35 protein-coding genes are annotated in these 25,666 nt (G+C 31.6%); 29 read left to right on the top strand and 6 right to left on the bottom strand.

What is annotated here, in order from left to right; all coding sequences use genetic code 11:
- Window positions 1-16: 16 nt before the first annotated feature.
- Both argR and recN read left to right on the top strand, forming a co-directional pair.
- Window positions 17-472 (top strand): arginine repressor, encoded by a 456-nt coding sequence (gene argR, locus C820_RS08415; protein WP_004034837.1) that lies wholly within the window; start codon window positions 17-19, stop codon window positions 470-472.
- 57 nt (window positions 473-529) lie between these two features.
- The gene (recN, locus tag C820_RS08420) at window positions 530-2,224 is read left to right on the top strand and encodes a DNA repair protein RecN (protein WP_004034835.1); all 1,695 of its coding nucleotides are present in this window, start codon (window positions 530-532) and stop codon (window positions 2,222-2,224) included.
- A 43-nt stretch (window positions 2,225-2,267) separates the two neighbouring features.
- On the opposite strand, the gene C820_RS08425 is transcribed toward recN, so the two are convergent.
- A complete protein-coding gene (locus C820_RS08425; RefSeq protein ID WP_004034834.1) occupies window positions 2,268-2,774 on the bottom strand; it encodes a helix-turn-helix domain-containing protein in 507 nt (168 codons plus the stop codon).
- Between the two features lie 404 nt (window positions 2,775-3,178).
- Here C820_RS08425 and nifS point away from each other — a divergent pair, with 404 nt between their 5' ends.
- The 6 genes from nifS to C820_RS08455 all read left to right on the top strand — a co-directional run bounded on the left by nifS (window position 3,179) and on the right by C820_RS08455 (window position 9,714).
- Window positions 3,179-4,360: a cysteine desulfurase NifS gene (gene nifS / locus C820_RS08430; RefSeq protein ID WP_004034832.1), complete on the top strand. Its 1,182-nt coding sequence runs from the start codon at window positions 3,179-3,181 to the stop codon at window positions 4,358-4,360.
- Window positions 4,361-4,388: 28 nt separating this feature from the next.
- Window positions 4,389-4,820: a Fe-S cluster assembly scaffold protein NifU gene (nifU, locus tag C820_RS08435; RefSeq protein WP_035296004.1), complete on the top strand. Its 432-nt coding sequence runs from the start codon at window positions 4,389-4,391 to the stop codon at window positions 4,818-4,820.
- 199 nt (window positions 4,821-5,019) lie between these two features.
- Window positions 5,020-5,667 carry a fructose-6-phosphate aldolase gene (gene fsa / locus C820_RS08440; RefSeq protein ID WP_004034824.1) on the top strand — a complete coding sequence of 216 codons (648 nt, stop codon included), beginning with the start codon at window positions 5,020-5,022 and terminating at the stop codon, window positions 5,665-5,667.
- A gap of 36 nt (window positions 5,668-5,703) precedes the next feature.
- Window positions 5,704-7,689 (top strand): transketolase, encoded by a 1,986-nt coding sequence (gene tkt, locus C820_RS08445; RefSeq protein ID WP_004034822.1) that lies wholly within the window; start codon window positions 5,704-5,706, stop codon window positions 7,687-7,689.
- Between the two features lie 69 nt (window positions 7,690-7,758).
- Window positions 7,759-8,322: an RNA 2',3'-cyclic phosphodiesterase gene (gene thpR / locus C820_RS08450; protein WP_004034821.1), complete on the top strand. Its 564-nt coding sequence runs from the start codon at window positions 7,759-7,761 to the stop codon at window positions 8,320-8,322.
- 249 nt (window positions 8,323-8,571) lie between these two features.
- On the top strand, window positions 8,572-9,714 hold the full coding sequence (locus C820_RS08455; RefSeq protein WP_004034820.1) for an acyl-CoA dehydrogenase: 1,143 nt from the start codon (window positions 8,572-8,574) through the stop codon (window positions 9,712-9,714).
- Between the two features lie 46 nt (window positions 9,715-9,760).
- On the opposite strand, the gene C820_RS08460 is transcribed toward C820_RS08455, so the two are convergent.
- Together C820_RS08460 and C820_RS08465 are read right to left on the bottom strand one after the other, a co-directional pair.
- Entirely contained in the window at window positions 9,761-10,048 is a 288-nt protein-coding gene (locus C820_RS08460; protein ID WP_004034813.1) for a hypothetical protein, read from the bottom strand.
- 95 nt (window positions 10,049-10,143) lie between these two features.
- Window positions 10,144-10,734 (bottom strand): flavin reductase family protein, encoded by a 591-nt coding sequence (locus C820_RS08465; protein ID WP_004034811.1) that lies wholly within the window; start codon window positions 10,732-10,734, stop codon window positions 10,144-10,146.
- Between the two features lie 140 nt (window positions 10,735-10,874).
- On the opposite strand from C820_RS08465, the gene C820_RS08470 reads away from it, so the two are divergent.
- A complete protein-coding gene (locus tag C820_RS08470) occupies window positions 10,875-12,221 on the top strand; it encodes an RsmF rRNA methyltransferase first C-terminal domain-containing protein (protein WP_004034807.1) in 1,347 nt (448 codons plus the stop codon).
- A 104-nt stretch (window positions 12,222-12,325) separates the two neighbouring features.
- Here C820_RS08470 and C820_RS08475 read toward each other — a convergent pair whose 3' ends face one another.
- The 3 genes from C820_RS08475 to mnmA all read right to left on the bottom strand — a co-directional run bounded on the left by C820_RS08475 (window position 12,326) and on the right by mnmA (window position 14,751).
- The gene (locus tag C820_RS08475) at window positions 12,326-12,736 is read right to left on the bottom strand and encodes a hypothetical protein (RefSeq protein ID WP_004034805.1); all 411 of its coding nucleotides are present in this window, start codon (window positions 12,734-12,736) and stop codon (window positions 12,326-12,328) included.
- A 103-nt stretch (window positions 12,737-12,839) separates the two neighbouring features.
- The gene (locus C820_RS08480; protein ID WP_004034803.1) at window positions 12,840-13,649 is read right to left on the bottom strand and encodes a histidinol-phosphatase HisJ family protein; all 810 of its coding nucleotides are present in this window, start codon (window positions 13,647-13,649) and stop codon (window positions 12,840-12,842) included.
- Window positions 13,650-13,680: 31 nt separating this feature from the next.
- Window positions 13,681-14,751: a tRNA 2-thiouridine(34) synthase MnmA gene (gene mnmA / locus C820_RS08485; RefSeq protein WP_004034801.1), complete on the bottom strand. Its 1,071-nt coding sequence runs from the start codon at window positions 14,749-14,751 to the stop codon at window positions 13,681-13,683.
- 172 nt (window positions 14,752-14,923) lie between these two features.
- On the opposite strand from mnmA, the gene C820_RS08490 reads away from it, so the two are divergent.
- The 20 genes from C820_RS08490 (at window position 14,924) to rpsH (ending at window position 25,654) form a co-directional block, all read left to right on the top strand.
- A complete protein-coding gene (locus tag C820_RS08490; protein ID WP_004034800.1) occupies window positions 14,924-15,364 on the top strand; it encodes a DUF2975 domain-containing protein in 441 nt (146 codons plus the stop codon).
- A gap of 10 nt (window positions 15,365-15,374) precedes the next feature.
- Window positions 15,375-15,584 (top strand): helix-turn-helix domain-containing protein, encoded by a 210-nt coding sequence (locus C820_RS08495; RefSeq protein WP_004034798.1) that lies wholly within the window; start codon window positions 15,375-15,377, stop codon window positions 15,582-15,584.
- Between the two features lie 3 nt (window positions 15,585-15,587).
- The gene (locus C820_RS08500) at window positions 15,588-17,180 is read left to right on the top strand and encodes a DUF4153 domain-containing protein (protein ID WP_004034796.1); all 1,593 of its coding nucleotides are present in this window, start codon (window positions 15,588-15,590) and stop codon (window positions 17,178-17,180) included.
- Between the two features lie 578 nt (window positions 17,181-17,758).
- Window positions 17,759-17,992, top strand: a complete 234-nt coding sequence (locus C820_RS08505; protein ID WP_004034791.1) for a hypothetical protein — start codon at window positions 17,759-17,761, stop codon at window positions 17,990-17,992.
- 423 nt (window positions 17,993-18,415) lie between these two features.
- Window positions 18,416-18,730 (top strand): 30S ribosomal protein S10, encoded by a 315-nt coding sequence (gene rpsJ, locus C820_RS08510; RefSeq protein ID WP_004034789.1) that lies wholly within the window; start codon window positions 18,416-18,418, stop codon window positions 18,728-18,730.
- A 192-nt stretch (window positions 18,731-18,922) separates the two neighbouring features.
- The gene (gene rplC, locus C820_RS08515; RefSeq protein WP_004034787.1) at window positions 18,923-19,552 is read left to right on the top strand and encodes a 50S ribosomal protein L3; all 630 of its coding nucleotides are present in this window, start codon (window positions 18,923-18,925) and stop codon (window positions 19,550-19,552) included.
- 27 nt (window positions 19,553-19,579) lie between these two features.
- On the top strand, window positions 19,580-20,200 hold the full coding sequence (gene rplD / locus C820_RS08520) for a 50S ribosomal protein L4 (protein WP_004034785.1): 621 nt from the start codon (window positions 19,580-19,582) through the stop codon (window positions 20,198-20,200).
- A complete protein-coding gene (gene rplW, locus C820_RS08525) occupies window positions 20,200-20,499 on the top strand; it encodes a 50S ribosomal protein L23 (RefSeq protein WP_004034782.1) in 300 nt (99 codons plus the stop codon). The genes rplD and rplW overlap by 1 nt, the downstream gene beginning before the upstream one ends.
- 58 nt (window positions 20,500-20,557) lie before the next feature.
- Complete coding sequence (gene rplB, locus C820_RS08530) at window positions 20,558-21,388, top strand: 50S ribosomal protein L2 (protein ID WP_004034781.1); 831 nt, start codon at window positions 20,558-20,560, stop codon at window positions 21,386-21,388.
- A gap of 49 nt (window positions 21,389-21,437) precedes the next feature.
- Entirely contained in the window at window positions 21,438-21,722 is a 285-nt protein-coding gene (rpsS, locus tag C820_RS08535; protein WP_004034779.1) for a 30S ribosomal protein S19, read from the top strand.
- A 29-nt stretch (window positions 21,723-21,751) separates the two neighbouring features.
- On the top strand, window positions 21,752-22,141 hold the full coding sequence (gene rplV, locus C820_RS08540; RefSeq protein WP_004034777.1) for a 50S ribosomal protein L22: 390 nt from the start codon (window positions 21,752-21,754) through the stop codon (window positions 22,139-22,141).
- An 11-nt stretch (window positions 22,142-22,152) separates the two neighbouring features.
- Window positions 22,153-22,812: a 30S ribosomal protein S3 gene (rpsC, locus tag C820_RS08545; protein ID WP_004034776.1), complete on the top strand. Its 660-nt coding sequence runs from the start codon at window positions 22,153-22,155 to the stop codon at window positions 22,810-22,812.
- 2 nt (window positions 22,813-22,814) lie between these two features.
- Entirely contained in the window at window positions 22,815-23,255 is a 441-nt protein-coding gene (gene rplP / locus C820_RS08550; RefSeq protein ID WP_004034767.1) for a 50S ribosomal protein L16, read from the top strand.
- A complete protein-coding gene (gene rpmC, locus C820_RS08555; RefSeq protein WP_004034766.1) occupies window positions 23,252-23,461 on the top strand; it encodes a 50S ribosomal protein L29 in 210 nt (69 codons plus the stop codon). Before rplP ends, rpmC begins: the two co-directional genes overlap by 4 nt.
- A gap of 30 nt (window positions 23,462-23,491) precedes the next feature.
- Window positions 23,492-23,749, top strand: a complete 258-nt coding sequence (gene rpsQ / locus C820_RS08560) for a 30S ribosomal protein S17 (protein WP_004034765.1) — start codon at window positions 23,492-23,494, stop codon at window positions 23,747-23,749.
- A gap of 25 nt (window positions 23,750-23,774) precedes the next feature.
- Complete coding sequence (rplN, locus tag C820_RS08565) at window positions 23,775-24,143, top strand: 50S ribosomal protein L14 (RefSeq protein WP_004034764.1); 369 nt, start codon at window positions 23,775-23,777, stop codon at window positions 24,141-24,143.
- Window positions 24,144-24,158: 15 nt separating this feature from the next.
- Entirely contained in the window at window positions 24,159-24,470 is a 312-nt protein-coding gene (rplX, locus tag C820_RS08570; RefSeq protein WP_004034763.1) for a 50S ribosomal protein L24, read from the top strand.
- Window positions 24,471-24,492: 22 nt separating this feature from the next.
- Complete coding sequence (gene rplE / locus C820_RS08575; protein WP_004034762.1) at window positions 24,493-25,032, top strand: 50S ribosomal protein L5; 540 nt, start codon at window positions 24,493-24,495, stop codon at window positions 25,030-25,032.
- Between the two features lie 15 nt (window positions 25,033-25,047).
- Complete coding sequence (locus C820_RS08580) at window positions 25,048-25,233, top strand: type Z 30S ribosomal protein S14 (protein ID WP_004034761.1); 186 nt, start codon at window positions 25,048-25,050, stop codon at window positions 25,231-25,233.
- 19 nt (window positions 25,234-25,252) lie between these two features.
- Complete coding sequence (gene rpsH / locus C820_RS08585; protein WP_004034760.1) at window positions 25,253-25,654, top strand: 30S ribosomal protein S8; 402 nt, start codon at window positions 25,253-25,255, stop codon at window positions 25,652-25,654.
- Window positions 25,655-25,666 lie beyond the last annotated feature (12 nt).

Here is a 25,666-nt window from a genome sequence, read left to right on the forward strand (position 1 = left end):
GGGAGGGCTTAATGTTATGAAAGTTGCTAGACATACTAAAATTTTGGAATTGATAGATAGTTATGATATTGAAACACAAGACGAATTAGCAAAAAGATTGCAGGAAGCTGGTTTTACAGTAACACAGGCAACTGTTTCTAGGGATATTAGAGAAATGAGATTAACAAAAATTGCTACTGCAAAAGGGAAACAAAAATATTCTGTTAGTTCGGGGACAAATTCTGAAATAGCAGAACGTTCTGTAAGAGTATTTAAAGAGGCAGTTATTAAAATGGATTATGCACAAAATACATTAGTGATTAAAACGCTTGCAGGTATGGGAAATGCAGTAGGTGCAGCACTGGATAGTATGCAAGAAAATGATATTGTAGGAACATTAGCAGGAGATGACACAGTATTTTGTCTTTTTAAAACACAACAACAAGCAACGACAATTATGGAAAAACTGTATAGAATTATACATACTGTGTAATAAAAGGCAGTATTATAAATACTCTCAGCGATAAAAAGCGATAGGAGAAGGAACAAAATGTTAGAACATTTGCATATTAAAAATGTAGCTCTTATTACAGAAAGTAATATTGATTTTGAAAAAGGATTAAATATTATTTCTGGAGAAACGGGTGCTGGAAAGTCTATGGTAATTGACTCTCTTAATTTTGCATTAGGAGAAAGGACAAGCAGTAATTTTTTGAGAAAAGGAGAAAAAATGGCTGTTGTAGAAGCAGTTTTCCGCGTAAAAGAGCAATCTGTATTTCAAAAATTGTATGAGAATGGTATAGCAGTAGAACAAGATGGTACTATACTTTTGACTAGAACAATGAACCAGTCAGGTAAAACAGTATGTCGTATTAATGGCAGTATTGTAACAGTGGGAATGATGAAAGAATGTGCGGAGGGACTTTTAGATATACATGGTCAGCATAGTCATCAATCATTGCTGAATACAGCAAAACAAATACAAATACTTGACCGTTTTTGTGGAAAAGAATTAGAAAAAGTAAAAGAAGTTTTTGATACTTACTATAAAGAATATAAAGAAATTGAAAAAAGCCTTTCGAAATTAGTAGAAGACGAACAGCAAAGAATTAGAAAAATGGATTTGCTTCAATTTCAAATAGAAGAAATTAGTCAGGCTAATATTACAGTAGGAGAAGAAAAGGAATTATTAGAAATAAGAAATGTATTGGTAAACAAAGAAAAAATAAAAAATTTGACAGAAAATAGCTTACAACTGCTGTATTATGGTACAGAAACAGAACAATCTGCTATTGACCAGCTTTCTAAAGCATTGCAATATATTTCAGATTTGACAGAGTATGATGAAAAAATGAATAATATTTATGAAACGTTGTCTTCTGTATATGCACAAATGGACGATGCTATAAGAGATTTAAAACATTATGATGATAATGCACTAGAACAAACAGAAGAACTAGAAAATATAGAACAAAGAATACAGTTGCTATATCATTTAAAAAAGAAATATGGCAATAGCGAACAGGAAATATTACAATTTTATCAAAATGCAGTAGAAGAAATGGAATTTTTGTCAAACAGCGAAGAAATGACACAAAAATTAAATCAAAAGAAAAAACATATAGAAAAACAATTACAACAAGTAGCACAACAGCTCAGTGATATTAGAATAAAAAAAGCGAAACAAATACAAAAAGAAATAGAGCAACAGCTTTGGGATTTAGAAATGAAACAGTGCCAATTTGTAATTTTGGTAGAAAATAAAAAAGAAATATCACAAAATGGAAAAGATAAAGTTGAATTTTTAATTTCGGCAAATGCAGGAGAAGAATTAAAGCCACTTTCAAAAATTGCTTCTGGGGGAGAAATGTCACGAGTTATGCTTGCATTAAAAACAGTTTTAGCAAAAGCAGATAATATAGAAGCATTTATATTTGATGAAATTGACACAGGTGTGAGTGGAAGAACAGCACAAAAAGTAGCAGAAAAAATGGCTGTTGTAGCAAAAACACATCAAATCATTTGCATTACGCATTTGCCCCAAATTGCAGCTATGGCGGATTATCATTTTTTAATTGAAAAAAATGTAGAACAACAAAAAACAATTACTACTGTAACAGCACTTGATAGTGAAAAATCTGTTTATGAAATTGCAAGACTGATTGGTGGTGCAAAAATGACAGAAGCCACATGGAAAGCTGCAAAAGAATTAAAAGAACAAGCAAACATATTAAAAATAACATAATAAATAAAAAGACAGTACTATAAAAAGCACTGTCTTTTTTATATTATTCTTTTTCATCTTCTAATTGATATGTTACAATATCTTCTGCTGCTTGTAAAATAGGTCTTGGAGAAGGTTGTTCATAAGCAGAAGTACTAATTTCTGGTACTTTTGAAATACTTTCTGTATTTTCTATTTTTGAAGTTTTTGATTTTTTTCCTTTTTCTATATTTTCTTCTTCTTCAGGACGTGCTACAAGCCATTCCATAAACATAAGAAGTTCGTCTATTTTTTTAGGAGATAATTTTGCATAAAAACGACGTACTTCATTAAATTCGTTGGAAGTGTCATCTTTTATATAAGGATGACGAATATCATTAACACACAATAAATAATCCATAGAAACATTAAATATTGCTGCAAGTTTTTTTAAATCTTCTATACAAGGATTATTTCTTCCAGATTCATAATTTGCTATTGCAGTATAACCATAATTTAATAAATTGCCTAATCTCATCTGTGTCATTTTTTTTTCTTTTCTTAACATTCTTAATCGGTCTTTGAATTGCATAGGACTCACCTCTTGTATTTTTCTGCATAATATAATTAGTAGCGTTGTTTATAATAAGGACATTTACACATAACAAATTATCCAATACCATCTATTATATTTTGAAAAACTTTATACGGGAATACAATATCATGATTATTGTGGAATTTTTGCTATTTTAATTCAAATCATGAAGTTTATTGTAATATTATATAGCAATAAGTAATATTTTGACAATACTTTCAATAAAAAATAATGGTATTTGTTTTGATTTGTGTTAAAAAAATAAGAAAGAAATTCATTGACAAAGCCAAAAAAAAGTGATACGATTATTCCGTAATTCATATAGGAATAATATGATATTTTTAATACTATACCATCACAATATCACTTTTAAAAATAATTGAAAAAGGAGTGTATTTTGAATGAAAACGAATATATATTTTGACAATGCAGCAACTACACCAGTAAGAAAAGAGGTATATGATGAAATATTGCCTTATTTTATGCAGTATTATGGCAATGCCTCAAGTGTATATACTATAGCAAGAGAAAGTAAAAAAGCATTGGAAAAAGCAAGACAACAAGTAGCAAAAGCATTAAATGCAGATACAGAAGAAATTTATTTTACAGCGGGAGGTTCAGAAAGTGATAATTTTGCATTAAAAGGTATTGCAGAAGCAATGCAAAAAAAAGGAAAACATATTATTACAACGCAAATAGAACATCATGCAATATTACACACTTGTGAATATTTACAGCAGAAAGGTTTTGAAATTACTTATTTACCAGTAGATGAATATGGTAAAATTCATTTAGAAGATTTAAAAAAGGCAATACGTAAAGATACAATATTGATTTCTGTGATGTTTGCTAATAATGAAATTGGTACGATACAACCTATTAAACAAATTGGAGAAATTGCAAAACAAAAAGGAATTTATTTTCATACAGATGCTGTGCAAGCAGTAGGCCATGTTAAAATTGATGTAAAAGAAATGAATATTGATTTGCTTTCTCTTTCTGGACATAAGCTGTGTGCACCAAAAGGAATAGGTGCTATTTATATTAAAAAAGGGGTTGTAATAGAACCATTTATACATGGAGGAGCGCAAGAGAAAAAAAGACGTGCAGGAACAGAAAATATTGCAGGTATTGTAGGGCTAGGAAAAGCAATAGAATTAGCAAATGAAGAAATAGAAGAAAATACAAAAAAACTTGTATTTTTGAGAAACAAGTTAATAAATGGCATATTAGAAAATATTCCTTATAGTAAATTAAATGGACACCCAACAGATAGACTGCCAGGAAATTGTAACATATCGTTTGATTTTATAGAAGGAGAGGCTATGCTGCTTCTTTTAGATAGTAAAGGAATTGCAGCATCAAGTGGTTCTGCTTGTACTTCTGGCTCATTAGACCCTTCTCATGTGCTTTTAGCAATAGGATTACCTCATGAAAAAGCACATGGTTCTTTGCGTATGACATTAGAACATTATAATACAGAAAAAGAAGTAGATACTGTATTGAAAGAATTACCTATTATTGTATCAAAATTAAGAGATATGTCACCATTGTATGAAGCATTTTTAAAAGAAAAAAAATAATATAAATATACGGAGGAATAAAATAATGATGGAATACAGCGATAAAGTAATGGAGCATTTTATGAACCCTAAAAATGTGGGAGAAATTGAAAATGCTAGTGGTGTAGGTACAGTAGGAAATGCAAAATGTGGAGATATTATGAAAGTATATATTACTGTAGAAAATGATGTGATAAAAGATGCAAAATTCAAAACGTTTGGCTGTGGTGCAGCCATTGCAACCAGTTCTATGGCAACGGAATTGATAAAAGGTAAAAATATACAACAAGCACTAGAAATTACTAATAAAACAGTAATGGAAGCATTAGATGGCTTACCACCAGTAAAAGTACATTGTTCCTGTTTGGCAGAAGAAGCACTTCATGCAGCATTGTGGGATTATGCACAAAAAAATAATATTATTATAGAAGGACTAGAAAAACCAGTAGAAGATATAGAACAATTACATGAAAATCTATAAAAGCAAAAGGGATATGATATAAAAATCATATCCTTTTTTTGTTTGTTTTGTGCATAATATTACACTATGTTTATAGTTTGAATAGATTGTTTTTTACAAATATTATTGCTTTTAACATTGATTTTATAATTGATTTGTTATAAAATGAACAGTAGCAAATAATTATAGTATTATAGAGAGAAAGAAAGGACGAGACACTATGAAAATTTTTATTGATACTGCAAATGTAGAACATATTAGAGAGGCAAATGATTTGGGTGTAATTTGTGGTGTTACAACAAATCCTTCTCTGATAGCAAAAGAAGGTAGAGATTTTGTAGAAGTAGTAAAAGAGATTACAACAATAGTAGATGGACCTATTAGTGCAGAAGTGATAAGCTTAGAGCATGAAGGCATGGTAAAAGAAGCACGAGAGTTAGTAAAAATACATAAAAATATTGTTATTAAAATTCCTATGACATTAGAAGGTCTTAAAGCAGTAAAAATATTAACAGCAGAAGGTATTAAAACAAATGTAACATTAATATTCTCTGCAACACAAGCACTTTTAGCTGCGAGAGCAGGTGCAACTTATGTTAGTCCTTTTCTTGGTAGAGTAGATGATATTGGAACAGAAGGCATGAATTTAATTGAGGAAATAGTAGACATATTTGCTGTACATGATATACCTACTGAAATTATTGCTGCAAGTATAAGAAATCCTCTTCATGTTATCAATGCCGCAAGATTAGGCTGTCATATTGCGACTATTCCTTATAATGTTATTGTACAGATGGCAAAACACCCATTAACAGATATTGGTATTGAAAGATTTTTGAAAGATTGGGAAACAGTGCCTAAAAAATAAGTCGTAAAAAATAAAATATAGGAGTGAAATCATTTTATGGAACAAATAGAACAATTATCTATAAATACCATTCGTTTTCTTTCTGCAGATGCAATACAAAAAGCAAATAGTGGTCACCCTGGATTACCATTAGGAGCAGCACCAGCAGCATATGCACTTTGGGCAAAAGAAATGAAACATAATCCAGCTAATCCAGATTGGGCAGATAGAGATAGATTTGTTTTGTCTGCAGGACATGGTTCAGCTATGTTGTATTCTTTACTGCATTTGTTTGGCTATGGCTTAACAATAGAAGATTTAAAACAATTCCGTCAAAAAGGTTCTTTTACACCAGGACACCCAGAATATAAATGGACAAAAGGTGTTGAAATTACAACAGGGCCTTTAGGACAAGGTATTGCAAATGCAGTCGGTTTTGCATTAGCTGAAAAACACTTAGCAGCAAAATTTAATACAGAAGAACATAAAATAGTAGACCATTATACATTTGTTATGTGTGGAGATGGTTGTTTGATGGAAGGCGTTTCTGCAGAAGCGGCTTCTTTAGCAGCAACAATGGGATTAGGAAAGCTGATATTGCTTTACGACTCTAATAACATTACAATAGAAGGTAGTACAGATATTGCTTTCACAGAAGATGTATTAAAACGTTTTGAAGCATATGGCTGGCATACACAAGAAGTATGTGATGGTACAGATATAGATACCATTGCTAAAGCAATAGAATTTGCAAAAAGAGAAAAATCAAAACCTTCTATTATTAAAATAGATACTATTATTGGCTATGGTGCACCAAATAAACAAGGAAAAGCCTCTGCACATGGAGAACCTTTAGGAGAAGAAGAAATCAAAGCAGCAAAACAAAATGCAGATTGGACAGAAACAGAAAATTTTGCTGTACCACAACAAGTAGTAGAGCATATGAAAGCGTTACAGTTAGAAGGAGCAAAAAAAGAACAACAATGGAATACACTTTTTGAACAATATAAAAAAGTAAATCCAGAGTTAGCAAAAGAATGGGAAATTTGGCATAGTAATAAATTGCCAGTAGATTTATTAAATGATGACGATTATTGGACATATGAAGGAGATATTGCTACAAGAGCATCTTCTGAAAAAGTACTTCAAAAATTATCAAAAGTAATACCAAATTTAATAGGTGGCTCTGCGGATTTAGCACCTTCTAATAAATCTGTTATGAAAGATAGACAATATTATTCTGCACAAACACCAGAAGGAAGTAATATTCACTTTGGTATTAGAGAATTTGCTATGACAGCAATGGCAAATGGTATGGCGGCACATGGTGGATTAAGACCTTATATTGCTGGATTTTTTGTATTTAGTGATTATATGAAATCTGGTCTGAGAATGTCTTCATTGATGGAATTACCAGTTATTAGCATTATGACACATGATAGTATAGGCGTAGGGGAAGATGGCCCTACACATCAACCAGTAGAACATTTGGCAGCACTGAGAAGTATGCCTAATCATATTGTATTCCGTCCTTGCGACACAAGAGAAACCGCAGCAGGTTGGTTAGCAGCATTGATGACTGAAACAACTCCTACAGCATTGGTATTAACAAGACAAAATTTACCATTGCTTGAAGGTACAGGAAAAGAAGCATTAAAAGGTGCTTATGTACTAAGAGATTGTCAAGGAACGCCAGATGTATTACTTATGGCGAGTGGCTCAGAAGTAGAACTGATATATAAGGCATATGATGTATTGGCAGAAAAAGGTATAAAAGCAAGAGTAATTAGTATGCCAAGTTTTGAGTTGTTTGAAAAACAATCACAAGAGTATAAAGAAAGTGTATTGCCAAATGCAGTAAGGAATAGAGTAGCAGTAGAAGCAGCCTCTTCATTTGGTTGGCATAAATATGTAGGATTAGATGGGGCAACTGTTACAATAGATACTTTTGGTGCATCTGCTCCTGCAGGTACGCTATTTAAAGAATTTGGTTTTACTGTAGAGAATGTAGTGGAAACAGCATTAAAAGTAGTAGCAAAATAAATTTATATTATGATAAAAAAAGGCTTTTAGCATAGCTATAAGCCTTTTTTCAATAAGGAGTGTGATAGAATGAGGACATTTATAGGAATTGCTATGAATGAAGATGTAAAACAAACATTGTTTGAAATACAACAACAATGTCGTCAAATGTGTAAAAAAGGTAATTTTACAGAAAAAGACAATTTTCATATGACATTACATTTTATAGGAGAAACAAGAACAGAAGAAATAGAAGATTTGAAACAAGCAATATATGAAACAGCAATACGAAATAAATCATTTACATTAACATTAAAGCAGTTAGGTGTATTTGAAAGAGGAGAAACAGGCGTAGTATGGGCAGGAGTAGAAAAAAGTGCTGCACTTTTACATTTGTTTGAGGGATTACAAAGAAGTTTATCAAAGCAGGGATTTGCAAGAGAAAAGAAAAAATTAAGTCCACATATTACACTAGCAAGACAGGCGGTGACATACCATTCTTTTGCACAAATGCAAAAGTCCGTGCTTGTAGAACAAAAAAATTTTTTAGTAGATTGTATTACATTGTTTGAAAGTGTTAGAATAGGCACAAAACTAATATATAGACCACTTTTTACAGAAGAATTGAAAAAAAAGAAATATAATATATGTTAACAAAAAAGTATAAAATATTTTAAAATAATTAGAAGATATTTTATAAATTATGTAGAAGTTGGTATAAATTTTATTGCATTTTTTTCAAAACACTATAGAAATTTTTGTGTAAATCATGTATAATGTGAATAGATTGGCAAAAAAGGCGATTTTTTTTGTATCATAGTAATATAAAATGTCATTTTATTATTTGATACTTTTGCAAAAATATTGCAAATATTTATTTGTTTGTCGAAGGAGGACAGTTTTATGGAATTTAGTTTATCAAAAAAACATTTGTTATTGAGAGATTTGTACAGAAAATTTGCAGAAGAAGAAGTAAAACCTTTAGCAGAAGAATTAGATGAGCAAGAACGTTTCCCTGTGGAAACTGTAAAAAAATTGGCGAGATATGGATTTATGGGTATTCCATTTCCAAAAGAATATGGTGGTTCTGGAGCAGATAATTTAGCATATTCTATGGCAGTAGAAGAATTAGGAAAAGTATGTGCTACTACAGCAGTTATTGTTTCTGCTCATACTTCATTGTGCTGTCAGCCAATATTCCAATTTGGTACAGAAGAACAAAAACAAAAATATTTAGTACCATTGGCAAAAGGCGAAAAATTAGGTGCTTTTGGTTTAACAGAGCCTAGTGCAGGAACAGATGCTTCTATGCAGCAGACAAAGGCCGTATTAGATGGTGATGAATATGTACTTAATGGCACAAAAATATTTATTACAAATGGAGAATATGCAGATACTTATGTTGTTATTGCTATGACAGATATTTCAAAAGGCACAAGAGGCATTTCTGCATTTATTGTAGAAAAAGGTACACCTGGTTTTTCATTTGGTAAAAAAGAGAGAAAAATGGGTATCAGAGGTTCTGCAACTTGCGAATTAGTGTTTGAAAACTGTCGTATACCAAAAGAGAATATATTAGGAAAAGAAGGGCAAGGCTTTAAAGTTGCTATGCAAACATTAGATGCTGGACGTATTGGTATCGCTTCTCAAGCATTAGGAATTAGTGAAGGTGCTATTGACGAGTGTATTAAATATGTTATGGAAAGAAAGCAATTTGGCAAAAAAATAGGTCAATTCCAAAATACACAATTTGAATTAGCAGATATGGCAGCAAAAGTAGAAGCTGTAAAATTGTTAGTATATGAAGCAGCTTGTGAAAAAGATGCTCATAGACCTTATAGTCATCTGTCCTCTATGGCAAAATATTTGGCAGGAAGTACTGCAAGTGATGTAACAAGAAGATGCTTACAATTATTCGGCGGATATGGATATACAAGAGAATATCCTATTGAAAGAATGATGAGAGATGCAAAAATTACTGAAATTTATGAAGGTACTTCAGAAGTACAAAAAATTGTTATTGCAAATTGGTTAAAATTAAAATAATATATGTAAAAAAGGCTGCTGTAATAATACAGTAGCCTTTTTTGTGTCACCAAGTAAGCCAGCCATAAGTGCGATAATCTCTGTTTCTAGGTCTGTAATATGCTTGATGATATAAATTTTGTTTTAACATTCTGCGAAATTTTCTGTTTGTCATATTACGAATGTACTTTGTTTCTTTTTTAAACCAGTGCCCTGTTAAACGATGATGTCTAAAATCTTGAAATGCTTTTATTCTGGGATTTCCTCTGTGTTGTTTTTTGACATACATTTTTTTAAGAATTTTTTTATGCTGTTGTTTTTCCCAGTGTAAAATCTGTTTTTGTGTTTCATTCATATCCCTTCACCAGTATGGGCTTTAGATTTACATAATAGTGTATTTGCTCCATACTTATAAGGGTGTCATTCTTTCTATCATTGAAATCCTCCTTATTATTTTTTATGTTTTTCTTTTTTTGATTTTTTCTTTTTGACAGAATAGCCAAAACTACCTAATTTTTCTCCTAGCGTATAATAACAGCCATGAGAATAACAAATAGGATTTGTTTTGTTAAAATGAAATTTTCCGCTCTGGTCTAAATATTCCTCACTTACAGAAACATTAACAACTTCTGCTAAAAACATATCGTGTGTACCAAGTGGTATAATGTCTTTTACAGAACATTCTATATTAATAGGACTTTCATATATAATAGGGGAGGAAACTTTTGCACCTTTTACAGCAGTTAAATTCATTTCATTAAATTTGTCGATGTCTTTTCCGCTTTTAACACCACAATAGTCACAAGCATAAGCAAGTTTTTTTGTAACTAAATTGATAACAAATTCTTTAGATTGCTTTATAATATCATAAGAATGACGACAATGACGTAATGAAATATATGTCATAGGAGGGTCACTGTTTATTGTGCCTGTCCAAGCAACTGTAACAATATTTTTTTCTCCTTCCATATTTCCGCAAGAAACCATTACAACAGGTACAGGATAAAGTACTGTGCCTGCTTTCCAGTTTTGTTTTGCCATAATTTAACTCCTTTCAAAAATGGTATTTTTATCATGGTAACGAAAAAAAGAAGTTTTGTAAAGAAAAAAGTATTGTAATAATATTGTATTTTTTGTATGATAAATATATTTACTAAAACAAAAAAATAGGTGGTTTTGTTATGAATTTGCCAGAACAGTATATTGAAAATATGAAAAGGCTTTTAGGTGAAAAAGAATTTCAACAATATTTGAATTGTTTTGAACAAAAAAAATATACAGGAATACGTATCAATACATTAAAATGGAATAAAGAGCAATTTTTAAATAAAAAGCTTTTTGAAACAGAAGAAGTAGCATGGTGTAATGAAGGATATTATTGTAGTGAAAAAGTGCGTCCAGCAAAACATCTTTATTATGCTGCAGGCTTATATTACATACAAGAACCGAGTGCTATGTCAGCAGCTGCTATATTGCCTGTAAATGAAGGAGAATGTGTACTTGACATTTGTGCTGCACCAGGAGGAAAAAGTACACAGTTGGGAACAAAATTAAAACAAACAGGTGTATTAGTATGTAATGACATTAGTGCAAGTAGAACAAAAGCACTTTTAAAAAATATAGAATGTTTTGGTATCACAAATAGTATTGTAATGAGTGAAACACCTCAAAAACTTTCAAAACATTTTGAACAATATTTTGATAAAATATTAATTGATGCACCATGTTCTGGAGAGGGTATGTTTCGCAAAGATAGTGATATGATAAAAAAATGGAACAGTAATTTAATAGCACATTGTATGCAACAACAAAAAGAAATATTACAATATTGTGCTATCATGCTAAAAGCAGGTGGTATGATGTTATATTCTACTTGTACATTTTCTCCAGAAGAAAATGAGCATATTATAACAGAATTTTTGCAATATCATAAGGAATTTAAAATTGTACCTATAGAAGCAAAATGGGGATTTCAAAAAGGAATGATAGAAGGTTGTGTAAGATTATTTCCTCATAAAATAAAAGGAGAAGGACATTTTTTAGCATTGCTTCAAAAACAAGAAGAATGTGCAAATACTATTTTTGAAACAGAAAAAGAACAAATTGATAAAAGAATGTCTTTTTTTTGGGAATTTGAAAAACAAGTGTTAAAACCAAATTGGCAAAAAACAAAAGGAATTTATAAAATATATGGTGATGATTTGTGCTATATTCCTGAAAATGTACCAATGTTAAAAGGACTTAGAGTATTAAGAAGTGGTTTACAACTAGGAACATTCAAAAAAAATCGATTTGAACCTTCTCATGCTTTTGCACTTGCACTAAATAAAAATGATGTGAATAATTATATTGATTTTGATATAAAACAAAATGATGCTATAAGATATTTAAAAGGGGAAAGTATTTCGATAGAACAACAAAAAGAAGGCTGGTGTATTATTTGTGTAGATGGTTATACATTAGGTTGGGCAAAAGTACAAAAAGGAAGATTAAAAAATAAATATCCTGTAAGCTGGAAATGGGAATAAAAAAAAGTACCTGTAAAAACAAGTACTTTTATAAAATATTGTATTATTGCTTATGTATTAATGTTTTGTGTAGAGATTGATGAAAGTAAACTTCTTCTATATATTTAGAGGGAGTTTACTTTTTTTAAGCGATTTATATCATAAGTATGTGATATAATAGCAGTATCAAATGTTTCGCTTTTCAGTTTTATAGATGTAATATCTTCAGACATAATATCAATTTTGGTTTCGACATTAGTCAATCTATCTTCGACATTAGTCAATCTATCTTCGACATTGGTCAATCTATCTTCGACATTGGTTAATCTGTCTTCAACATTAGTTATTCTAGTTTTTACCTCTTGTAACTCAGCTTTTACTTCTTGTAAATCATTTTTGACAGTATCTATTTTATCATTTAAAATAGTATAACTGTCTTTTACAACATCAAGTATTTCTTTCATGCTAAATTGTATTTGCTCTTTCATAGCTTGTTTTAATTCATAAACAATTTCTGTTTTTTCTTGCTGTGTCATGTAATATCTCTCCCCTTTCTTTTTTAATTCATTTATAGTATACCATTTTATTTTATAATTAAAATATTTTTTGTATATTTTATTTTTGTAATACTGTTGTATTTTATAAAGGAATATCTATAAAACGAGGTTGTTGTTTTTCAAAAAGAGTAAATGCTTTAAATCCTGCACTTTTTAACAATTCATAAGCATCTTTAAAGTGAGAAGCTATATATTCTGGGGAATGAGCATCAGAACCTATTGTAATAATTTCTCCTCCTAATTGTCTATAACGTTTTATAATTTCAATTTTAGGGTGTATGTAGCCTAAACCATATTTAATACCAGAAGTATTAAGCTCTATACCTTTGTCTTTTCTGATTAAAAGTGCTAATATTTCATCAATAATTTCTTTAAACGCATTATAATTCAAATTTCTATTATCATAATTGCCATAGCGATTAACATAATCCATATGACCATATACATTAAAACAGTCATAAATTTTTACATTATTATATAAGTCTTCAAAATATTCTAAATAGGCATCATGCTGTGTTTTTCCTTTGTAAAAAGAATTACCGTAAAGCTCTAAACCCTTTACACAATGAGTAGAACCTATTATAAAATCAAATGTACCATTATTATAAAAATCATCTGTTTCTTTTTTGACATGACATTGTAAACCAAATTCCACACCTTTACGAATGATAATTTTATCGCTATATTTTTGCTGCATTTTTTGTATTTTTGCAGTATAAGCGTCATAGTCAAGTAAAAAAGGAAATTCTGGGTCAGGATATTGATAATCTAAATGGTCTGTGATGGCAATTTCTTTTAATCCTAATACAATCGCTTTTTTTATCATATCTTCCATAGCAGTATCACTGTCAGAAGAAAAATTTGTGTGCATATGATAATCTGAATAAATCATTTTATTTCCTCCTTATATATTATTTAAAAAATTATTTTGAACAAATAATTGTACCACCACAAGCAACATATTCTCCATCATAAAATACTACTGCCTGTCCAGGTGTAATAGCACGCTGGGGTTCATCAAATATACATTCTAATTCTTTTTGATTTTTCATATAAACAGTACACCAAGATTTATTATGATGATAACGTATTTTTGCCTGTAAACGCATACCATTTTCTATTTTTTCTATTCCCATAAAATTTAGTTTATTAGCATAAAGCGTTTTTTGAAATAAAGCATCATTTTCACAAAGTATTACTTCATTTTTTTCTGCATCAATGGCATAAACATACATAGGTTTGCCAAAAGCAACACCAAGCCCTTTTCTTTGTCCTACTGTATAATGAATAATTCCTTTATGTTTTGCTAATATATTTCCCTCTAAATCCACAAAATTGCCAGAAGGATATGTTGTATTTGTCTGTGTTTGTATAAAATTGCTGTAATCATCATCTGGTATAAAACAAATTTCTTGACTGTCAGCTTTTTGAGAAATTTTAACATTAATTTGTTCTGCTATTTTTCTGATGTCTTCTTTATGATATGCCCCTATAGGCATTAAAGTATATTGTAATTGTTGCTGCGTTAAATTATAAAGGGCATATGTTTGGTCTTTTTTATCTGTAACAGAAGTTTTTAAAGTATATCGTTGTGTTTGAGGATGATTTACAATTTGAGCATAATGCCCTGTAGCAATGAAATCAGCACCAATTTGATTTTTAAATTGTAAAAGAGCCTCCCATTTTACACAACGGTTGCATATGGTACAAGGGTTGGGGGTATGTCCTTGCTGGTATTCCGAAATAAAATAATCAATTACATTTTTTTGAAATTCTTTTCTAAAATCTATAGCAAAATAAGGAATATTTAATTGATGAGCAATTTCCCAAGCGTCTTCTTCAGCAGAAGTATTTTGTTTATGTTTTTCAATTTCTTTTGGCAATGCTTGCATAGTAACACCTATTACATTATAACCTTGCTGTTTTAATAAATATGCTGCAACGGAACTGTCTACGCCTCCAGACATTCCTACAACGACTGTTTTTTTATTCATAGTATTTTCCACCTTTAATTATTAGTGGTATTATACTAGCACATTTTACTGTATTTTACAACAAAGAACAATATTTATTGATAAGAGAAAAATATTTATTGAAAAACAATAAAAAAATATTGAAAAACAAAAAACATTGTGCTATAGTATTGTTAGATAGGAGGAAGAATAAATGAAATTGGAACAATGTGTAAAATGGTTGTTGGATTTAATGTATTATGGCGGTTGTGTAGTATGTGCTGGTATTCCTGTTGCATTCAAATATATGGGAAAATGGTATACTGTTTTTCAAACACATTTTATAGCAATGTGTATATTATTTTTTATAGCAGGAGCATTTGCAGTAATGATAATAGGAGAATTAAGAAAAATGTTTCAGACGGTATTGGCACAAGACTGTTTTATACAACAGAATGTAACTAGTCTGAAAAAAATGGGATATTATAGTATTGTTACCTCTATAGCAACAACAATAAGACTGTTTTATACGATAACACCTTCTACTGTTGTCATTATTATTATATTTTTTATAGCGGGACTATTTAGTTTTGTATTATCAAAAGTATTTCAGCAAGCTGTAAATTATAAACAAGAAAATGATTTGACCATATAGGAGGAAAAATATGGGTATCCGTGTAAATTTAGATGTGGTTATGGCACAGAGAAAAATGGGACTGACAGAGTTAGCGAAAGAGGTAGATATCACTATGGCAAATTTATCTATATTAAAAAATAATAAAGCAAAAGCAATACGCTTTTCTACATTAGAAAGTATCTGTAAAGCATTAAATTGTCAACCAGGAGATATATTAGAATTTGTAAAGGAGGAGTGAAAAATGTCAGAAGAAGAAAAAAAAGAAATAGAACAACAAAAACAACAAACAGAAAATGAAAAAAAAGAAGTACAAAAAATATTAGAAAAAGACAAGCAGGAAATACAACAACAAGAGATAAAAAAACCAAAACAAACAGAATACCAACAAGAGATAAAGCAAAAATTTTGGAATTTTGTGCTAATAAGTATGTGCTTTGCTTTTTTTTACGTAATAGGAACATATAAAATTCGTACAGGTATAGGCGTTTTTATAGCATCATTAGGACAAATAGGCTGTTGTTTTGCAGTATTAAAACAATGGAAAGTAGAAATGAAAAAAGATACTGTTTATTATGTTGTTATGATAATAATAATGAATGTGCTTATGTTGTGGACAGACCAAAGCTTTTTACATTTTTGGCATAAAAAAATGATATTGCTTTTGTTTTTTATGATGATGCTTCATCAATTTTATGAAGATAAATTGTGGAGTTTAAAAACGTATATTTATAATTTATTTTTATTGCTTTTTGGTAGTATAGCAAGTTTGTTCGAGCCTATAGAAAATTTTATTGAACAGATGAAAAAAAAGGAACAGAAAAATCAAAAATGGTCATATGTTATATTAGGATTGGGTATTGCATTACCTTTGACATTTTTCATTGTAGCAATGCTTATGTCAGCTGATGGTGTTTTTGCAAATATGATAATTAAATTGGTAGGAAATTTGTTTTTACCTCAAAATGTCATAGCAGTAACATTTTTATTTATGCTAGGGTATTGGTTGTTTTATTGTTTTGTGTCAGGATTAGCAAGAAAAGAAGCCTCACAAAAAACAAAAGAAAGTAAACAGGCAGAGCCTATTATTGCTATCACGTTTACGAGTGTGTTGCTTGTGGTGTATGTGCTTTTCTGTAGTATACAAATATGGTATTTATTTATAGGAAAGGGAAAGTTACCAGAAGAGTTTACATATGCTAGTTATGCTAGAAGAGGATTTTTTGAATTGCTTTTTGTAAGTTTGATAAACTTTTTGATGGTAATTATATGTAACTGGAAATTTAGAAAAAATAAAATATTAAATAGTATATTAATAGTAATTTCTATATGTAATTTTGTTATGATGGCATCTTCATTTTATAGAATGATGTTGTATGTAAAGGCATATCATATGACAGTGATGAGAATGTATGTACTTTGGTTTTTAGTAATGCTTGCGGTGAGCATGGCAGGAGTAGTATATAGTATATTTCATAAAGAGAAAAAATTATATCAATATTTGTTTGTAGTGGTGTTTGTGTTTTTGACAGCGTTAAGTGCGGTAAGACCACAAGCATATGTAGTAAGATATAATTTGGAACATATGAAACAGTATACCAGAACAGATATTAATCATTTTATATATGCTTGTTCATTAGATATTGTACCAGAAATAGCGAAAATAGATGTAAATAAAATTGTAACAAAAGAAGGTGAACAAAGTGGTGAGGAAATGCTGAAAAAATATTTTGAAAGTGTGCTAAGAGAATGTGATGAGAGAACAGCAAGAACATATCATATAGGAGTAGCACAGGCAGAAAAAGCAGCAAGGGAATATTTAGAGAAGCATAAATAATATAAGTTATTTTGTTGAAATATGGTAAAAAATATGCTATAGTAATTAAGAGTAGTCATGACGGGTATTTTAAGCCCTCTCTCTATAAAGAAAGGGGGCGATATTATGACAACATTTGAAGAACTTTATTTATTTCTTACTTTTTGTTTGGTAGTAATAGAAATTGCTCTCTTACTTAAAAAAGTAAGAGTCAGTTTTTAGCATAAAAAAACTACCCATCATAGCCCTAGCAAGCTCGGGTAGTTTTTCTATCAATAGAGTGTAGGGCAAGCCACTTTGTGGTGACTGCTCTTTTATATTGCAATCATAACACAAAAAATATATTTTGTAAAGCATCTATTTTTGAAAAAAATATGCTCAGCTTGTCAAAAAAGTTTGCAGATGTGGATAGAGTCCACAAAAAATTTTATAAATAAAAGGGAACGGTTTCGCCGCTCCCTTTTTTAATGCCTTAATAATAGGTAGAGAAATTTATAAAATTTTTTTAAATATTTCGTTATAGCGAAACTTTTTATGTCATTTTAATATTATAATTTGGTTTGATAAAAAATCAATATAATTAAGGGAGAAGATAGAAAATGAAAATGAAAATAAAAAAGAAAAAAAATAGAAAAAAGAAAATGACGAGGGTAGTACATTGGATATTAACCCACCCAGAAGAATTTTTTTTAATATGTGGCGTTGGGGCAGAACGCATGACAGATGAAAAATTTGAAAAAATGTGGTGTTTTTTAAGAGAACAGAAATTTGAAGTGCTGTTTATTGTTTTAATAACAGTGCACCATGAAAGAATGGGCATAAATGTTGAATAAATTGCTTTAAAATGGGAAAGACTTTTTATGTAAAATGAAAAGAGAAAAAAGTGCATTTGTATGAATTGCTCAAAAATAACACAATATTATTGTGAAAATTATTACAATATTTTTGTAACAAAGTCAAAAAAAATACTTGCAAACAAATGAATTTTAATGTATACTGAATTACGTTGTGACATACGAGCGATGATACAGAAGGTTGCGGCATACAAAATGAGTTGTGTGCAGGTTTTTCTGAGGAGCGATGTCCAGTTCAAGAAACCGGGCGACATGGTCACTGTACTGAATATAGGAAAAGACATTCTCAAAAAAAGGGAATAGTTCTGTGTATCTTTACGTTGCGAGATACGTCCGAATGTGTGTGCAGTCACCGCTTGTCGTGCTGAAGTTCAATAGTGCGAAAAGGAGGGGACTTTTTTTATGGCTAACCCAAAAATCAGAATCAGTCTAAAAGCGTACGATCATAAATTGATCGACCAGTCCGCAGCTCAAATTATAGAGACTGCAAAGAAAACAGGTGCTCAGGTAAGTGGACCTATTCCACTTCCAACAAAAAAAGAAGTTGTAACAATATTAAGAGCAGTACACAAATATAAAGACTCTAGAGAGCAGTTCGAAATGAGAACACATAAAAGACTGATTGATATTATATCACCAAGCCCAAAAACAGCAGATGCTTTGAGCAGATTAGATTTGCCAGCAGGTGTTGATATTGTGTTAAAAGTGATGAAATAAAAGTCAAAAAAAGTTGATATAATGAAGAAATGAAAAAAACAAAAAGGGCTTTCAAGCAAGTCCTTTGAGGAAAAAAGCATTTTCTCAAAAATATTTTGTAAGTAATACAAAATAAAGCTAGTATGATTGTTTTTTCTTTATATATGAAAAGAGAGAATAATCCGCTGTAGAATATCAGGAGGTGCGAAAGAAATGAAAAAAGCAATTATTGCGAAAAAAGTGGGAATGACACAAATTTTCACAGAAAACGGTGCTTTAATTCCAGTAACAGTATTGGAAGCAGGCCCATGTACAGTAGTACAGAAAAAAACAACAGAAAATGATGGATATGAAGCGATACAGGTTGGATTTGTAGATGCAAAAGCAAAACACGTAACAAAACCTGTAAAAGGTCATTTTGATAAAGCTGGTGTAACAGCAAAAAAATATTTGAAAGAATTTAGATTAGAAGATATTAGTGCATATGAAGTAGGAGCTGAAATTAAAGCTGATGTATTTGCAGCAGGTGATAAAGTAGATGTCAGTGGTGTTTCAAAAGGTAAAGGCTTCCAAAGTACAATAAAAAGATATAATGCACAAAGAGGCCCTATGGGACATGGTTCTAAATCACATAGAGTAGTAGGTTCTATGAGTTCTGGTACAACACCAGGTAGAGTTAAAAAGAACAAAAAAATGCCTGGACATATGGGTAGTGTAAATGTAACAGTACAAAATGTAGAAGTTGTTCGTGCAGACGCTGAAAAAAATATGCTTTTGGTAAAAGGTGCAGTTCCAGGACCAAAGGGAGCAGTACTTGTAATTAAAGACAGCGTAAAGGCTTAATTTACTTTACGAAAGGAGGAACAAACAATGGCAAATGTTGCAGTAGTAAACATGAATGGCGAAAATGTAGGCAGTATTGAGCTGAATGACGCTATTTTCGGAATAGAAGCAAATGAACATGTAATGCACTTGGCGGTAGTGCAGTATCTTGCAAATCAAAGACAAGGTACACAGAGTGCAAAAACTCGTGCTGAAGTAAGAGGCGGCGGAAGAAAACCTTGGAGACAAAAAGGCACAGGTAGAGCAAGACAAGGTTCTACACGTTCCCCACAATGGACAGGCGGTGGCGTTGTATTTGCTCCAAAGCCAAGAAATTATTCTTTTAAATTAAATAAGAAAGTAAAAAGACTTGCATTGCAGTCAGTACTTTCTACAAAGGTAGCAGAAAATAAAATCATAGTGTTAGATGAATTAACATTAAATGAAATCAAAACAAAAGAAATGGTAAAAGTTTTGAATAATATAAAATGTGAGAAAGCATTGATAGTAATGGAAGGTTCTAATACAAATGTAATGCTTTCTGCAAGAAATATACCAAATGTAAAAACAGCATCTGTAAATACAATTAATGTGTATGACTTATTAAAATACAATACATTGGTAGTAACAAAAGGAGCAGTAGCAAAAATTGAGGAGGTGTACGCATAATGGCAGATTTAAAATATTATGACATTATCAAAAAACCAGTCATTACAGAAAAAAGTATGTCAATACTTGATGAAAAAAAATACACTTTCTTGGTACACCCAGACGCAACAAAAGCACAAATTAAAGAAGCAGTAGAAAAAATGTTTGATGGTGCAAAAGTAGCTTCTGTTAATACAATGAACTATGATGGCAAACCAAAAAGACGTGGCATGATATGGGGTAAAACAGCAAAAAAGAAAAAAGCCATTGTAAAATTAACAGCAGATAGTAAAGATATTGAAATTTTCCAAGGAATGTAATAGATAGTAGAGAAAAGATACACAAAAAGGTGATAACACACTGAAAGGAGTGGAAAAGGTGGCTATTAAAAGATATAAACCATATACACCGTCCAGAAGACACATGACAGTGTCCGCATTTGATGAAATTACAAAATCAACTCCTGAAAAATCTTTGGTAGTTCATATCAAAAAAAATTCAGGTAGAAATAACCAGGGTAAAATCACAGTACGCCATAAAGGCGGCGGTGCAAAAATAAAATATAGAATGGTTGACTTTAAAAGAAATAAAGACAACATTCCAGCAAAAGTAGTAGCGATTGAATATGACCCAAATAGAACAGCAAATATTGCTTTAATTGTATATGCTGATGGTGCAAAATCCTATATACTTGCTCCAGTAGGATTAAAAGTAGGCGACACTGTAATGAGTGGTGTTGAGGCTGAGGTAAGAGTAGGAAATACATTACCAATGAGAGCAATTCCAATTGGTGCAAACATTCATAATATTGAAATGAAACCAGGAAAAGGTGGACAGCTTGTTCGTTCTGCAGGAAATGTAGCACAGCTTATGGCAAAAGAAGGCAAATATGCTACAGTGAAATTACCATCTGGAGAAATGAGAATGTTGCCATTAGATTGTAGAGCGACAATCGGTCAAGTAGGAAATATAGACCATGAATTAATCCATATTGGTAAAGCCGGAAGAAAACGTCATATGGGTATTAGACCAACAGTGCGTGGTTCTGTTATGAACCCTAATGACCACCCTCACGGCGGTGGTGAAGGTAGAGCACCTATCGGTCGTCCATCACCAATGACACCATGGGGCAAACCAGCAATGGGTTATAAAACTCGTAAAAAACATAAAGCTTCCAATAAATATATTGTACGTCGTAGAAACGGCTGATAACTTGGCACATGAATGTGCTTAATATCGCAAAGGAGGATAAAAAGTAATGAGTAGATCATTGAAAAAGGGACCATTTGCTGATGAGCATCTTTTAAAGAAAATTGATGCAATGAATGCTTCTGGAGAAAAAAGTGTTATAAAAACATGGTCTCGTCGTTCCACAATATTTCCAGATATGATTGGACATACTATAGCAGTACACGATGGAAGAAAACACGTACCAGTGTACATTACAGAGGATATGGTAGGCCATAAATTAGGAGAATTTGCGTTGACAAGAACATACAGAGGACACGGAAAAGACGCAGAAAAGAAATCAAAAGTTCGTTAATTTATAGATAGTGGAAGGAGGTTTCGTTCATGGCAAAGGGACATAGAAGCCAAATTAAAAAACAGAGAAATTTGGATAATAGAGAAAAAAGACCACACGCATCTGCTAAGTATGTTGGCATTCCAGCCACAAAAGCGAAAATTGTATTAGACCAGATTAAAGGCAAAGATGTTGCCACAGCAGCGGCTTTATTGCAATATTCACCAAGATATGCGGCGGAGATTATTGCGAAAGTATTGAAATCAGCAGTAGCCAATGCAGAAAATAATTTAGGTATGGATATTAGCAAATTATATGTTGAAGAAGTAAGTGCAAACCAAGGACCAACAATGAAAAGAATTCGTCCAAGAGCACAAGGTAGAGCATATAGAATATTAAAAAGATCAAGTCATATATCCATAATCCTCAATGAGAGATAAGGAGGTTAATGATGGGACAGAAAGTAAATCCACATGGATTAAGAGTTGGAATTATAAAAGACTGGGATACAAAGTGGTATGCTGAAAAAGAGTTTGCAAACTACTTAGTAGAAGATGTTAAAATTAGAAAATTCATTAAAAAGAGATTGTATTCATCAGGCATTTCAAAAATTGCTATTGAAAGAACAGCAGAGAGAATGAAAATCACTGTTTTCACAGCAAAACCAGGTATAGTAATTGGTAGAAATGGCCAAGCGATAGAAGAATTAAAAGGTCAAGTACAAAAATTGACAAAACATAAAGTAGCAATTAATATTGAAGAAATCAAAAGACCAGAATTAGATGCACAGCTTGTAGCAGAGAATATTGCACAACAATTAGAAAACCGTGTAACATTCCGTAGAGCGATGAAACAAGCTATGGGAAGAACAATGAAATTTGGAGCAAAAGGTATTAAAACAGCAGTTTCTGGACGTTTAGGCGGAGCAGATATGGCACGTGGAGAAAGCTACCATGAGGGAACAATACCACTTCAAACATTGAGAGCAGATATTGACTATGGATTTGCAGAAGCAGATACCACATATGGAAAATTAGGTGTAAAGGTTTGGATATATAAAGGAGAGGTACTTCCTGTAAAAGAAGCAAAGAAGGAAGGAGGCACTAGATAATTATGTTAATGCCTAAGAGAGTAAAAAGACGTAAACAAATGAGAGGACGTTTAAAAGGCAAAGCGATGAGAGGAAACAAAATCACATATGGTGATTATGGTATTCAAGCGTGTGAGCCAAGCTGGATAACATCAAACCAGATAGAGGCAGCCCGTATCGCTATGACAAGATATATAAAACGTGGTGGTAGTGTATGGATTAAGATATTCCCAGACAAACCAATCACAGCAAAACCTGCTGAAACTCGTATGGGTTCTGGTAAAGGTTCACCAGAATATTGGGTAGCAGTTGTAAAACCAGGTAGAATTATGTTTGAAATTGGTGGAGTTGCAGAAGAAACAGCAAGAGAGGCGTTAAGACTTGCAATTCATAAACTGCCAATCAAATGTAAAATCGTTTCTCGTGCAGAGCAACAGGCGGAAATGGAAGGTGATCAGCAGTGAAAGCAAAAGGCTATGTTAATGAATTAGTTGGAAAAACAGCAGATGAATTAAAAAATGACCTTGTTTCTGCGAAAAAAGAATTGTTTAACCTGAGATTTCAGAATGCAACAAACCAGTTGGACAATACTGCAAGAATTAAGGAAGTTCGTAAAAATATAGCAAGAATACAGACAGTTATTACACAGAAACAAAAAGCAGCTGAATAATAGTTGTCAAAGAGGAAAGGAGGCAACCTCGTGGAAGAAAGAAATCTTCGTAAAACAAGAATTGGAAAAGTAATCAGTGATAAAATGGATAAAACCATAGTAGTAGCTGTAGAAGATAAAGTAAAACACCCATTATACGGTAAAATCGTAAATAGAACTTATAAATTAAAAGCACATGATGAAAAAAATGAATGTGGCATAGGCGACCGTGTAAAGGTAATGGAAACAAGACCATTATCAAAAGATAAAAGATGGCGTCTTGTACAAATTATGGAAAAAGCAAAATAAGACTGTTACGGGAGGAGGCATTACTATGGTTCAACAAGAAACCAGATTAAAAGTAGCAGATAATTCAGGTGCGAAAGAACTTCTCTGTATCAGAGTACTTGGAGGTTCTACAAGAAGATATGCAGGTGTTGGTGATATTATCGTAGCTTCTGTAAAAGATGCAACACCCGGCGGTGTTGTAAAAAAAGGTGACGTAGTAAAAGCAGTAGTAGTAAGAACAGTAAATTCTGTAGGTAGAGCAGATGGAAGCTATATAAAATTTGATGAAAACGCAGCTGTTATTATTAAAGATGATAAAAATCCAAGAGGAACACGTATTTTTGGACCTGTTGCAAGAGAACTGAGAGAAAAACAGTTTATGAAAATATTATCTTTAGCACCAGAAGTACTGTAATAGGAGGTGTGTCAAGTGGCGAAAATGAAATTAAAAAGCGGCGATAAAGTAGTAGTAATTGCTGGAAAAGATAAAGGAAAGCAAGGAAAAATACTCAAAGTAGACCTAAAAAACAATAGAGTTATCGTTGAAGGCGTAAATATGGTATCAAAACACGTAAAACCAAACCCAATGAACCAACAGGGTGGTATTATAAAAAAAGAGAACTATATTCATGCGTCCAATGTAATGTATTTGCATAATGGCAAAGCAACAAGAATTGGAGCAATGATAAAAGATGGCAAAAAAGTAAGAATTGCGAAGAAAACAGGAGAAGTAATTGACTAATTCGTGAAAGGAGGGTAATAACTTGAGTAGATTAAGAAGTTTTTATAATGATGAAATCGTACCAGAAATGACTAAGAAATTTTCTTATAAAAATAAATTAGCAGTACCAAAAATTGAAAAAATCATAATCAATATGGGTGTTGGTGAAGCAAAGGATAATGTAAAAGTATTGGATGGTGCCGTAAAGGATTTAACAATAATATCCGGACAAAAACCAATTATAACAAAAGCAAAAAAATCCGTTGCAGCATTTAAACTTCGTGAAGGTATGCCAATCGGCTGCAAAGTAACATTGAGAGGAAATAGAATGTATGAATTTGCAGATAGATTGATAAACATTGCATTACCTCGTGTACGTGACTTCCATGGTGTAAAAGCAAATTCATTTGATGGACGTGGAAACTATACAATGGGTATAAAAGAGCAGTTAATCTTCCCTGAAATTGAATACGATAAAGTAGATAAAATAAGAGGTATGGATATAGTATTTGTTACAACTGCGAAAACAGACGAAGAAGCAAGAGAATTATTAAGATTATTCGGAATGCCATTCGCAAAATAATAGGGAGGGACAAAAATGGCTAAAAAATCAATGGTCGTAAAGCAACAGAGAAAACCAAAGTTTTCCACAAGGGCGTATACACGTTGTAGAGTTTGCGGTAGACCCCATGCTGTATTAAAAAAATTTGGAATTTGCCGTATTTGCTTCCGTGAATTAGCATACAAGGGACAAATTCCAGGTGTAAAAAAAGCAAGCTGGTAAAGGGAAAGGAGGATTTCATATGTCAATGAGCGACCCAATCGCAGATATGCTTACAAGAATAAGAAATGGCAATATAGCAAAACATGATACAGTAGATGTACCTTCTTCAAAAATGAAGAAAGCAATTGCTGATATATTGACAACAGAAGGATATATTAAAGGCTATGAAGTGATAGAAGATGGTGTAAAAGCAACTATTCGTATCACATTAAAATATGGAAAAGATAAAAATGAAAAAGTTATCACAGGTTTAAAAAGAATTTCAAAACCAGGATTGAGAGTATTTGCTGGCAAAGAGGAATTACCAAGAGTGTTGGGAGGACTTGGCACAGCAATTATATCAACAAGTAAAGGATTAATGACAGATAAACAAGCAAGAAATGCAGGCGTAGGCGGCGAAGTAATTGCTTTCATCTGGTAATAATAATATAGG

This window comes from Clostridium sp. MD294, assembly GCF_000364165.2.
Lineage (GTDB): Bacteria > Bacillota > Clostridia > Lachnospirales > Anaerotignaceae > Coprocola.